The organism is Roseateles sp. P1_C1_2 (assembly GCF_056406535.1).
In genome coordinates this window covers 285,157-295,637 of the sequence record NZ_JBFUAB010000003.1, presented here as the reverse complement: position 1 = coordinate 295,637, position 10,481 = coordinate 285,157, and the positions used below count along the sequence as shown (strand labels likewise).

General features: G+C 65.0%; 12 protein-coding genes. 9 read left to right on the top strand and 3 right to left on the bottom strand.

The window, feature by feature from the left end:
* Positions 1-238 precede the first annotated feature (238 nt).
* Positions 239-541: a hypothetical protein gene (locus tag AC1D2H_RS04575; RefSeq protein WP_478010051.1), complete on the top strand. Its 303-nt coding sequence runs from the start codon at positions 239-241 to the stop codon at positions 539-541.
* 743 nt (positions 542-1,284) lie between these two features.
* Positions 1,285-1,683, top strand: a complete 399-nt coding sequence (locus AC1D2H_RS04570) for a hypothetical protein (protein ID WP_478010050.1) — start codon at positions 1,285-1,287, stop codon at positions 1,681-1,683.
* A gap of 412 nt (positions 1,684-2,095) precedes the next feature.
* Here AC1D2H_RS04570 and AC1D2H_RS04565 read toward each other — a convergent pair whose 3' ends face one another.
* Positions 2,096-3,112 carry an IS110 family RNA-guided transposase gene (locus tag AC1D2H_RS04565; RefSeq protein ID WP_478010049.1) on the bottom strand — a complete coding sequence of 339 codons (1,017 nt, stop codon included), beginning with the start codon at positions 3,110-3,112 and terminating at the stop codon, positions 2,096-2,098.
* 128 nt (positions 3,113-3,240) lie between these two features.
* Here AC1D2H_RS04565 and AC1D2H_RS04560 point away from each other — a divergent pair, with 128 nt between their 5' ends.
* The gene (locus AC1D2H_RS04560; protein WP_478010048.1) at positions 3,241-3,732 is read left to right on the top strand and encodes a type II toxin-antitoxin system VapC family toxin; all 492 of its coding nucleotides are present in this window, start codon (positions 3,241-3,243) and stop codon (positions 3,730-3,732) included.
* A 127-nt stretch (positions 3,733-3,859) separates the two neighbouring features.
* Positions 3,860-4,147 (top strand): DUF2695 domain-containing protein, encoded by a 288-nt coding sequence (locus AC1D2H_RS04555; protein WP_478010047.1) that lies wholly within the window; start codon positions 3,860-3,862, stop codon positions 4,145-4,147.
* An 868-nt stretch (positions 4,148-5,015) separates the two neighbouring features.
* Here the strand turns inward: AC1D2H_RS04555 and AC1D2H_RS04550 are convergent.
* The gene (locus tag AC1D2H_RS04550) at positions 5,016-5,801 is read right to left on the bottom strand and encodes an SDR family NAD(P)-dependent oxidoreductase (RefSeq protein WP_478010046.1); all 786 of its coding nucleotides are present in this window, start codon (positions 5,799-5,801) and stop codon (positions 5,016-5,018) included.
* Positions 5,802-5,983: 182 nt separating this feature from the next.
* On the opposite strand from AC1D2H_RS04550, the gene AC1D2H_RS04545 reads away from it, so the two are divergent.
* Genes AC1D2H_RS04545 through AC1D2H_RS04525 form a run of 5 tightly spaced genes read left to right on the top strand, consistent with a single transcriptional unit; the run spans position 5,984 to position 9,592 of the window.
* Positions 5,984-6,715: a GntR family transcriptional regulator gene (locus AC1D2H_RS04545; protein WP_478010045.1), complete on the top strand. Its 732-nt coding sequence runs from the start codon at positions 5,984-5,986 to the stop codon at positions 6,713-6,715.
* The gene (locus tag AC1D2H_RS04540; RefSeq protein ID WP_478010044.1) at positions 6,712-7,500 is read left to right on the top strand and encodes a transporter substrate-binding domain-containing protein; all 789 of its coding nucleotides are present in this window, start codon (positions 6,712-6,714) and stop codon (positions 7,498-7,500) included. The genes AC1D2H_RS04545 and AC1D2H_RS04540 overlap by 4 nt, the downstream gene beginning before the upstream one ends.
* A 7-nt stretch (positions 7,501-7,507) precedes the next feature.
* Complete coding sequence (locus AC1D2H_RS04535) at positions 7,508-8,176, top strand: amino acid ABC transporter permease (RefSeq protein WP_477931955.1); 669 nt, start codon at positions 7,508-7,510, stop codon at positions 8,174-8,176.
* Positions 8,173-8,826, top strand: a complete 654-nt coding sequence (locus AC1D2H_RS04530; protein WP_477931954.1) for an amino acid ABC transporter permease — start codon at positions 8,173-8,175, stop codon at positions 8,824-8,826. The genes AC1D2H_RS04535 and AC1D2H_RS04530 overlap by 4 nt, the downstream gene beginning before the upstream one ends.
* The gene (locus AC1D2H_RS04525; protein ID WP_477931953.1) at positions 8,810-9,592 is read left to right on the top strand and encodes an amino acid ABC transporter ATP-binding protein; all 783 of its coding nucleotides are present in this window, start codon (positions 8,810-8,812) and stop codon (positions 9,590-9,592) included. The genes AC1D2H_RS04530 and AC1D2H_RS04525 overlap by 17 nt, the downstream gene beginning before the upstream one ends.
* Here AC1D2H_RS04525 and AC1D2H_RS04520 read toward each other — a convergent pair.
* The gene (locus AC1D2H_RS04520) at positions 9,578-10,471 is read right to left on the bottom strand and encodes a LysR substrate-binding domain-containing protein (RefSeq protein ID WP_478010043.1); all 894 of its coding nucleotides are present in this window, start codon (positions 10,469-10,471) and stop codon (positions 9,578-9,580) included. The genes AC1D2H_RS04525 and AC1D2H_RS04520 overlap by 15 nt on opposite strands.
* Between the last annotated feature and the right edge of the window lie 10 nt (positions 10,472-10,481).

Here is a 10,481-nt window from a genome sequence, read left to right as displayed (position 1 = left end):
GAAAACCTAACAGGATAAATCGGCGACTGTATGTTTATACAGCATCGAAAAACTGCTAGCTTGCGCTGCGTAGCAGGCGCGCACGCCCAAGCGGGCTTGGTGCGGACGAGCCAGCAACGCAGCGTGAACGTATCAGCCTTGCGTAGGCTGTTTTGCGCACAGAGTGGTGCGCTAAACCCCGTCAGAAAGTGCCCCGCAGAAGCTCCAGAGAACCTGTCACTAGAACGGACGCCACTGCGTGGCGCCGCTCACCTTCCACGTTATGCAGCTTGACGACTTCACTGAAGGATGGGAGCCCGCGCATGTCGGATTCGAAGGTGCTGCGGTATCCATTGGCGGCATCAACCCATGGCTGCATGTCCACCACTGGCGGAGAGTCGAGCAAGGTTCCGTCGTCGTACCGCACCCGTCGTATCGCCACGAGCGCCACCGTGCCTGCGTCTACGAGGTAACGTCGGATGGAAACACCATACGCTTTGCCGCTACCGAACTCTCGAACGGTGTCTGGGGCTTCTATGTGCCTTGCCACGCCGCCGCATAACCGGTTGCTCAAGCGGACCTGCGCCAGCTTCGCTGGCTGGTCCGCTTAGCGCGCACGTTAGCCTGCACAGATGACGCTCGCTGTGAACCTCCTCCCCGGGCTCCCACCCTACGGCCCGACAGCAGTTCCATTCCCGGCGGAATGGGGAAGGACCGGACGGGAGGGCACCGTTGTTGAGTTCATGACAGGTGGAGAGTTCTGGGTCGCGAACTTCCAACCCGGGATTGCTGGCATTCAGCTTGCGGAACTCCATCCGAATGGTCGGGATGCCGTCGTAGTCGCATCCGGCGATCTTTGGGCCGTTGACGTCGCGAACCGTTCGGCGCAAGAGCTTTTGCTAGCGATCGACTCAGCGTTTCCAGTGGACAACCCTCCGGGCTGGGTCTTCACGAGGCAGGGGCTCGCGCTGGCCCGGTTTGGGCCAGCCGGTATCCTGTGGCACACAAAGAGGCTCTCCCTGGATGGATTTGGTCGAGTGCGTATTGAGGGTGATCGAATTTCTGGCGTCGCCTGGACCGGAATCGATGACCAGTGGGTGCCATTCGAAGTCGAACTAGCCAGCGGGCGGTCTTGGGGCGGAGGCTTTTCTGATGACGACATTGAACGGTGGGAGCGCATCGCGCGAGGAGTCGGCGGCGGTGCTGGCTAACAGGTCGTTCGACACGGACTCCCAGCGGCGGTCCTTCGCTTCGCTTCGGTCCTTTCCACCGGTTGCTGGTCAACTCCGACGTTAGGCGGCTTTGATGCAGTTCGTGCCGAGACACAAGGCGCCCGCGATGGAAGAGCGTATGGCCAAGTGGTGCGTTGGCCTGCTGGGTGGCTCAATCGTCGTACTCGCCGTGGCCGTCGCGTTAGCTTTCGCTATTGCGACGAGATCCATTTGGTTGGTGCTGGCTGCAGCCTGCTTAGGCGTCTACGTCGCGCAGTTCTACTACCTGAGCTCCATTGGCAAATACGAATCCAGGCAAAGGCTACGTATCTGGCTATCTTCACTTTTCGGCCATCTTCTTGTCTTCGGGGCGGTTCTCTATGTCGTTGGCGAGCCATCCTTGGCGCTTGTTCTTCTGCTTCCAGAGGCTGCTAGCGGGGCAATTCATCTGGTGGCCATCAGCTATGCGTTTAAAACGTTTCGAGCCGCCTAACCATTCATTGCAGCGGACCTGCGCCAGCTTCGCTGGCTGGTCCGCTGAACTCAAACTACAAGGGCTTCCCCAGTAGTCAAGCCGAACCAAGCCTAGATGGCCCGCACTGCGGGCCATTTCTTCATCTGTATTCCCTTCAAGACCTGCAGCCGTGGTGTCGGAGGATGCTGGCAAGAACAACGAGGTGCGGACTGGCCAAACTACAAACGGTCATTGCTGCGGCGATKRGTAGCCGCGGACCCTGATGAAGGACGCACGCAGGGACCCATTCGTTAGCCGGCGAGCTGATGCCGCCCTTGAATTCATCGGTCACTCCCCGCGCAGGKCYAAACCTGTTGTCATCAACGCTTGCCGTCACACGGCGGTGGTTCTGTGTTCCTTYTGGTTCGATGGTTGGCGCGATGGGGCGAGGTCACGCGGGCAATGCAAACGCCTCGCCGCGTCTGAGCACCGCCCAGGYCATGCGCGCGTTCTTGGCCGCAATCGCCACCACCGCGCGCCAGTAGCCCCGCCGCTCGGCCAGCGCTACGGCCCAGCGGCTGATGGGATCGGCCTTGTTCTTGGCCGCCGCCAGCARCGCCTTGGMGCCCAGCACCAGCAGGCTGCGCAGGTAGGCGTCCCCGGCTTTGGTGATGCGTCCCAGCCGGGTCTTGCCACCCGAGCTGTACTGCCCGGGCGCCAGGCCCAGCCAGGCGGCGAACTGCCGCCCGCAATCAAAGTCGTGCCCGTTGCCGATCATGGCCAGCAGGCAGGTGGCGGTGGTGGGGCCCACGCCGCCGAGCTGCATCAGCTGCCGGGCTCGCTCGTCGTCTTTGGCCATGGCCTGGAYGTGGGCGTCGTACTGCGCCACGCGCTCGTCCAGCCGGGTCACTTCGCTGAGCAGATCAYCGATGACGGTGTTGGCGTAGCCGGGCAGGTCTTCCAAGCACTCGCAGGCTCGGCGGCGCACGGTGGCGGCTTTGAGCGGCAGCACGATGCCGAACKCACTGAGCAGGCCTCGGATGCGGTTGAGCGTGGCGGTGCGCTGCTCGACGAACCCTTGCCGGGCACRGTGCACCATCAGGCGCGACYGCTGTTCGAGGTTCTTGATGGGCACGAAGCGCATGTGCGGGCGCTGGATGGCCTCGCAGATCGCGGCGGCGTCGGCCGCGTCGTTCTTGCCGCGCTTGCCCGTCATGCGGTAGGGGGTGACGAACTTGGRCGCGATCAGCCGTACGGTGTGGCCCGAGTCCTGGAACAGCCGCGCCYAGTGGTGGGCGCCGGAGCAGGCCTCCATGCCGACGACGCACGGCGGCAGGCTGGCGATGAGCTCGTGGAGCTTGTCTCGCGGCACGGCAGGGCGCACCAACTYGGCCTTGCCGGCCTCGTTGACGCCATGAACCGCAAAAACGTTCTTGGCGAGGTCGATACCCACGGTCAGAATCGTCATGGACTTCCCCTTCCGAATGAGTTGATGAGAGATCGCACTTCCCATCGTGGCACCTGGTTGCCGTTTGCCGCAATGCGGCTAGTTCGGGACGGGGAAGTCCCTTTCATTCGTTAGGGCGCCAATACATGATGTCTCCTGCCCCCCGAGCAAACTGCTTCGATGCCTCCGCGTTGATAAAGGTGTTCACGCGGGAGACCGGCAGTGAGCTAGTTCGGGACTACTTCAACAATCGATCACCCACGAAATACACGACGCCGTTCTGCTTCTACGAGGCACTCAACGTGCTGAAGGTCAAGTGGCTGTACCGCAAAGAGATCAACCAGGCCGAATACGCGGAAGCGGCTTTTCGGCTCGTTGCGTGGTTCGGGGCGAGCTCCCGTTACGCCCAGGACATCGATCTAAAGGAGCCGGTGACCTTCTTCAAGGTTCGCGAACTGGTCGATCGCTACTCACTTGATCTTTCTGATGCTTTTCAGATTCTGAGCGTGAAAGAAGGCTACTTCTCCCATCTGGCGAATGACTCTCAGACTGTCTTGGTAACTGCTGACGAGACGCTCGCAAAGGCTGCGAGGCTTGAGGGCGTCAAGTCTTGGTATTGTCTCGGGGAGCCCGAGCCGTGAAGCGCCCTAACCAGTCGATTGAGCCAACTCGCGTCGGCAATCATAACCCTTGCATCGAGCTGACGTGCCCCGGCAAGCCGGGTCACGCAGCTCATGTCAAACATTGGGCTGCAAGGAGCTGAGTCTGATGAACGCCAACGACAGAGATCGCAAGAAGGAATGGAAGCTGGAGCAGAAGCAGGCCGCAAGAGTTGCGTTCCCGATGCCCGACGCATTGTTGGAGTCGCTATTCGACACGGTGGACGCGAGGGTCGGTAGTTCAGGGTGCGATCACACGTTGCGGTTCACCGAGCAGTGGATCGGAGAGCATCGGCAATCCGCTTCTTCAGTGATCGACTGGCTGAAGGGCCAGGGCGGTTCCTGCGATTGCGAGGTCTTGGCAAATGCTGCGAATCACTGGGAGCAGAACCGATGACCACCGGTTTGTCGTCCAACCCTTCGCCGTCCGCTGAGTTTGCGCGTTATGTCGCATGAGTAACGCCGCGGCGGAAATCCGCGCCAATTCCGCTGTCATTCGTGATCTCTACGCGCGGATCAATGAGACATTTGCAACACGAGGGCAGTCGCCGGCTCAACGCGAGGCTTGGTCCCGTGCTTGCGCCGAGTTCCATGCGCGCTATGCGTCTCTTTCATATCCGGGTGGTGACTCGCATTGGCAAGCTCTCATGTCGCTGGACTCCGCGGAAGTCGAGACGGCCGTTTCGTTTCTTGAAGCGGACCCTTTCCACTTCAGGTCTGGATACATGAAAGAGGCGATATGGGGGCGGCTTAAGGCAGCGGAACTAGGTGCCAAACACTTGCGGCGGCTCGAAGTCGCGGCAATGGGCCATCTGCATCGCCAAATTCGGAGGGACTTCTGGTACATGGTCAGATTTTTCCGTCTCCGAGGTGGCTCAGAGTTTTGGGATGGCATTCACACGCTTGCGTCTCAGAGCACGGGCTCTCCGGGCCTAAAAGCTTGGTGGATGATCCTTGCGAGATCTAACTATCCCGTGCAGCATTGGATCGGTCGCGAGCTGCTTCGAGCGAAGTACGAAAAGAACTATGTTCCCAATCTTGCGTTCGGTTGGCGTGCGACATAACTAGTCAATCGACACGGACGTCCACGCGGCGGGCTTCGCCCGCCTATGGCCCGCAGGTCATTTCCGACGTTGAACGTCAGCCTTGGGGCGGTTCATCGGGCCGAGCGCTACTTCCGCTCGGGGTCGGAATCCGTCAGCCGAACGCACCCACGCGAGGACCGTACCCCGCCCGAAGCAGTCCTCGGCGCCTGACTGGCCTCCCTAGAAGGCGCTCTTCGTCGTGCCGCCGTCCACGCGCAACGCCGCGCCGGTTGTGGAGGACGCCAGCGGGCTGGCGACATAGGTCACCATGGCCGCCACCTCCTCGGGCGTCGAGAAACGCTTGATCAACGAGGTGGGCCTGACCTTCTCGAAGAACTCGGTCTCGAACTCGGCAAAGGACTTGCCGTTGGAGACCTGCTCGACGAAGTCGTTGACGCCGCGTGAGCGCGTCGGGCCAGGCAGCACGCTGTTGACGGTGATGCCGGTGCCGGCCAGGGACTCGGCCAGGCCGCGCGAGACGGCGAGCTGGGCGGTCTTGGTCATGCCGTAGTGAATCATCTCGGCCGGGATCTGCACGGCGCTTTCGCTGGAGATGAAGATGATGCGGCCCCAGTCGGCCGCCTTCATCGCCGGCAGCACCAGCCGCGCCAGGCGCACGCCGCTGAGCACGTTGACGTCGAAGAAGCGCTGCCAGTCGGCGTCGGGGATGTCCTCGAAGGGCTTGGCCTCGAAGATGCCGAGGTTGTTGACCAGGATCGCTATGCCGGGGTGCTGGCGCACCAGCGCTTCGGCCACGTCGGGCTGGCTGAGGTCGCCGGCGAAACCGAGCACCTGCCGGCCCGTGGTGGCCTGGATCGACGTGACGGCCGCGTCGACCGCCGGCTGCATGCGGCCATTGACGATGACGCGCGCGCCCTCGGCGGCGAGCGATTGCGCGATGGCAAAGCCGATGCCGGCGGTGCTGCCGGACACGAGGGCGAGGCGGTTCTTCAGTTGCAGGTCCATGACTGGCCTTTCGGTGGGATGACGCAGCCGTTGGTGTAGCCGATGGGGAACACCCCGATTCGCCTTGGGGCTGTTCGGCACCGTGACAGTGCGACGAAGCGGCGAGTCGGCCCAAATCTTGTGCGCCCGGCTTGCATACAAGCCTGAAGCGCGCTGGCACGGAAGCTGCAAAGAGCCACCGCATGGGCATTTCGGCCACCGACATCAGCCAGCGCATCGTCGAAGCGGTGCTCGCGCAGAAGCTCGCGCCCGGTGCGCGCCTGGGCGAGCAGCAACTCGCGCTGCTGTTCGACTGCAGCCGCACCATCGTGCGCGAGGCGCTGACGCGGTTGGCGGCGCGCGGCATCGTCACGGTCAGCGCGCGGCGCGGCTGGTATCTGATCGCGCCGAGCCCGGAAGAGGTGCGCGAGGCCTTCGAGGCGCGCCGCGTCATCGAGCTCGGGCTCATCCGCGGCCAGCCGCAATTGCCGGTCGATGCGATTGCGCGCCTGAACCAGCATCTGTTGCAGGAGCAGGCGGCGCTGCGCGGCGAAGACGTCGGCACGCGCAGCTTCCTGCTCGGTGACTTTCACGTCTGCCTGGCCGAATGCCTGGGCAACAGCCTGCTGGCCGACACGCTGCGCGACTTCACGGCGCGCACGACGCTGATCGCGATGCGCTACCAGTCCTCGCACGACGCGGCCCTGTCCTGCCAGGACCATGTCGCCATCGTCGCGGCCCTGGCCGCCGGCGACAGCGCCCGCGCTGAAGCCTTGATGGCCGAGCACCTCAGCAGCGTGCAGGCCGCGCTGCGCCTGCCCGCCGATGACGACCCACTGCAGCAGTTGCGTGAGGCGCTGGCGCCTCTTCCCCCGTCCGTCACGTCCGAATCCGCTGAACCCGCTGATCCTGTTTATCTAGGAGCCCTGCTATGACCCCGACGCTTTCCCGCCGCCTGATGCTGATCGCCGGCCTGAGCCTGCTGGCCGCCGCTGCCCAGGCCCAGACCGCGCTGGACACCATCACCAAGAGCAAGACGATCAAGATCGCCATCCCGACCGACTACCCGCCCTATGGCTTCGTCGGCCCCGACATGGCACCGCAGGGCCTGGACGTGGCGGTGGCCCAGCTCATCGCGGCCAAGCTGGGCGTGAAGGTGGAACTGGTGCCGGTCACCAGCGCCAACCGCATTGCCTATCTGCAGACCAAGAAGGCCGACCTCGTCATCTCGACGCTGGGCAAGAACCCCGAGCGCGAGAAGGTCATCAACTTCAGCGCGGCCTACGCGCCCTTCTACCAGGCCGTGTTCGCGGCCAAGAGCCTGCCCATCAAGAGCTGGGCCGACCTGGGCGGCAAGAGCGTGGCTGTCACGCGCGGCGCGATGGAGGACCAGGAGCTGGCCAAGGTCGCGCCGGCCACGCTGGAATACAAGCGCTTCGAGGACAACAACGCCACCATCGCCGCCTTCGCCGCGGGCCAGACCCAGCTGCTGGCCACCAGCGCCGCCGTCGCCGGCAACCTGATGCAGCGCAACCCGGGGCTGAACACCGAATACAAGCTGCTGCTCAAGGACAGCCCCTGCTTTGTCGGCGTGGCCAAGGGCGAGGACGCGCTGCTGGCCAAGGTCAACGACATCATCGTGGCGGCCAAGTCGGCGGGCGAGCTGGAGGCGCTGTCCAAGAAGTGGCTGGGCCGCGGCACGGGCGACCTCCCGCTCTGAGCCGACCATGATCAGCTTCGACTTCCTCGCGGTGCTGGCCGAATGGCCGCTGCTGCTGAAGGGGCTGGCCTGGACGCTGGGGCTCACGCTGGTTGCCACACCGCTGGGCCTGGTCATCGCCACGCTGGGTGCCTGGTCGCGCGCCAGCGGCCCCACGTGGCTGCGCCGGCTGCTGGGCGCCTATGTCGAACTGCTGCGCAACACGCCCTTCATCGTGCAGCTCTTCTTCATCTTCTTCGGCCTGCCCGCCGCGGGCGTGAAGCTGTCACCCGAGGCCGCGTCGCTGATCGCGATGACGCTCAACCTCGGCGCCTATGGCACCGAGATCCTGCGCGCCGGCATCCAGGCCACGCCGCGCGGGCAATGGGAGGCGGCGCAGAGCCTGGCGCTCAGCCCCGTGCAGGTCTTCACGCGCGTCGTGCTGCCGCCGGCCCTGCAGCGCGTGTGGCCGGCCATGACGAGCCAGATCATCATCGTCATGCTGGGCTCGGCCGTCTGCGGCCAGATCTCCACCGAGGAGCTGAGCTATGCGGCCAACCTGATCCAGAGCCGCAACTTCCGCGCCTTCGAGGCCTTCATCATCGCGACGCTGGCCTATCTGGCATTGGCCATCATGGCGCGCAAGCTGCTGACCTGGGCCGGGCCGCGCTTCATCTTCGGCAGGCGGTCGGCATGATCGAGTTCACCCTCTGGGACATCGTCCGCAACCTGCTGCTGGCGCTGCGCTGGACGGTGGCCCTGTCGGCCATCGCCTTCATCGGCGGCGGCCTGGTGGGCGGCCTGCTGCTGACGCTGCGCTTGCGCCTTGGCGCGCGCACGCGGGTCGCCATTGCCCTCTACGTGCAGCTCTTCCAGGGCACGCCGTTGCTGATGCAGCTCTTCCTCGCCTATTTCGGCCTGGCCCTGCTGGGCATCGAGGTATCGGCCTGGACGGCCGCAGCGCTGGCGCTGACCCTCTACACCAGCGCCTACCTCGTCGAGATCTGGCGCGGCTGCGTGGACGCCGTGCCGCGCGGCCAGTGGGAGGCGGCACGCAGCCTGGCGCTGAGCTTCGGCGAGCAGCTGCGCCACGTCATCCTGCCGCAGGCCGCTCGCCTGGCCATCGCGCCGACGGTCGGCTTCCTGGTGCAGGTCATCAAGGGCACGGCGCTGGCCTCGGTCATCGGCTTCATCGAGCTGACCAAGGCCGGCAGCATGATCGCCAACGCCAGCTTCAAGCCCTTCCTCGTCTTCGGTTGCGTGGCGCTGCTGTATTTCGCGCTGTGCTTCCCCGTCAGCCTGTTTGCACAACATCTGGAAGGCAAAGCCCATGGCCGCCCAACTTGACGATCTGCAGGCCGCGCCCGTCGTGCCTGGCGCTCCCATCGTGCGCATCACCGCGCTGCGCAAGTCCTATGGCGCCAACGAGGTGCTCAAGGGCATCGACCTCGACGTCCTGCGCGGCGAGGTCATTGCCATCATCGGCAAGAGCGGCTCGGGCAAGAGCACGCTGCTGCGCTGTATCAACGGGCTGGAGCAGTTCCAGGACGGCTCGCTGACTGTCAACGGCAAGCCCCTGCTCTACGAGAGCGCCATGGCCATGCGCGCGCTGCGCCAGCAGGTCGGCATGATCTTCCAGGGCTTCAACCTCTTCCCCCACCTGAGCGTGGGCCGCAACGTGATGCTGGCGCCGACGCTGGTGAAGAAGCGCAGCGCCCATGAGGCTGCCGAGCTGGCGCGAGAGCTGCTCGCGCGCGTCGGCCTGGCCGAGAAATTCGACGCCATGCCCGACCAGCTCTCCGGCGGCCAGCAGCAGCGCGTCGCCATCGCCCGCGCGCTGGCGATGGAGCCAGCGGTTTTGCTGTGCGACGAGATCACCTCGGCGCTCGATCCCGAACTGGTGGGCGAGGTGCTGAGGGTCGTCGAGACGCTGGCCGATGAGGGCATGACGCTGCTGATGGTCACGCACGAGATGAGCTTCGCCCGCAAGGTGGCGGACCGCGTCATCTTCATGCACCAGGGCCGCGTGCACGAGATCGGGCCGCCGGCCGGGATCTTCGGCGCGCCGCAGACGCCGGAGCTCAAGCAGTTCCTGTCCTCACTGCACGACTAGCTCGTCCAGCAGCGCGGCGGCGCCGGGTGTGAGTTCGCCGAAGCACAGCAGCAGCTGACGCACGGCCCAGGTATCGCTCAAGGGGCGGATGCAGACCTGCGGAGACGCCAGCCGCGACGCGGTCAACGCGGGCACGACGGCCACGCCGACGCCATCGGCGACGAGGCGCAACAACGCGTCGAAGCCCTGCACCTGCACGCGATGGTGCAGGCCGCGGCCCTGCTGCAGCGCGCGAGCCTGCAGGAAGCGGCTCAGGCCCGCCTCCGCCGGCAGCCCGACGAAGGGGTGTCCCATCAACTCGGCAAAGGCGATGGGACGCGCACGCCCCTTCACCAGCGCGGCGGGCAGCACGGCGACGAGTTGGTCCTGGCGGAAGGGGCGCGTCGCCAATCCTTCGGTATTGACATAGTCAGCCACGATGCCCAGATCGGCACGCTCCTGGCGCATGGCGAACAGCACGTCCTGGCTGTCCAGCTCGCGCAGCTCGACGTCGATGTCGGCATGGGTGGCGAGAAAGGGCCCGAGCAGCGGCGGCAGATGCTCGCTGATCGCCGCGGTGTTGCACAGCAGACGCACGGTGCTGCGCACACCATGGGCATGGCCGGCCATGCCGGCATGCAGTGCCTCCATCTCGCGCTGTAGCCGGCCGGCGTGCCGCAGCAGCGTGCGGCCGGCGTCGGTCAGCGTGATGCCGGTCTTGGCGCGCTGCATCAGCTGGGCGCCGACCGCCTGCTCAAGCCGCTGCAGCCGCGTGCTGGCGGCCGCCAGCGACAGATGCACCGCCCGCGCGCCGGCCGTGATGGTGCGGCCTTCGGCCACGGCGGCGAAGAGGCGCAGGTCCAAGGGGTCGATGCGGTAATGCGGATTGCGCTCGGTCATGGCTCATCCT

Coding starts and splice junctions, on each gene's coding strand:
- AC1D2H_RS04570 (WP_478010050.1), top strand. CDS start 1,285: ATGCAGTTCGTGCCGAGACACAAGGCGCCCGCGATGGAAGAGCGTATG.
- AC1D2H_RS04560 (WP_478010048.1), top strand. CDS start 3,241: ATGTCTCCTGCCCCCCGAGCAAACTGCTTCGATGCCTCCGCGTTGATA.
- AC1D2H_RS04555 (WP_478010047.1), top strand. CDS start 3,860: ATGAACGCCAACGACAGAGATCGCAAGAAGGAATGGAAGCTGGAGCAG.
- AC1D2H_RS04550 (WP_478010046.1), bottom strand. CDS start 5,801: ATGGACCTGCAACTGAAGAACCGCCTCGCCCTCGTGTCCGGCAGCACC.
- AC1D2H_RS04545 (WP_478010045.1), top strand. CDS start 5,984: ATGGGCATTTCGGCCACCGACATCAGCCAGCGCATCGTCGAAGCGGTG.
- AC1D2H_RS04540 (WP_478010044.1), top strand. CDS start 6,712: ATGACCCCGACGCTTTCCCGCCGCCTGATGCTGATCGCCGGCCTGAGC.
- AC1D2H_RS04535 (WP_477931955.1), top strand. CDS start 7,508: ATGATCAGCTTCGACTTCCTCGCGGTGCTGGCCGAATGGCCGCTGCTG.
- AC1D2H_RS04530 (WP_477931954.1), top strand. CDS start 8,173: ATGATCGAGTTCACCCTCTGGGACATCGTCCGCAACCTGCTGCTGGCG.
- AC1D2H_RS04525 (WP_477931953.1), top strand. CDS start 8,810: ATGGCCGCCCAACTTGACGATCTGCAGGCCGCGCCCGTCGTGCCTGGC.
- AC1D2H_RS04520 (WP_478010043.1), bottom strand. CDS start 10,471: ATGACCGAGCGCAATCCGCATTACCGCATCGACCCCTTGGACCTGCGC.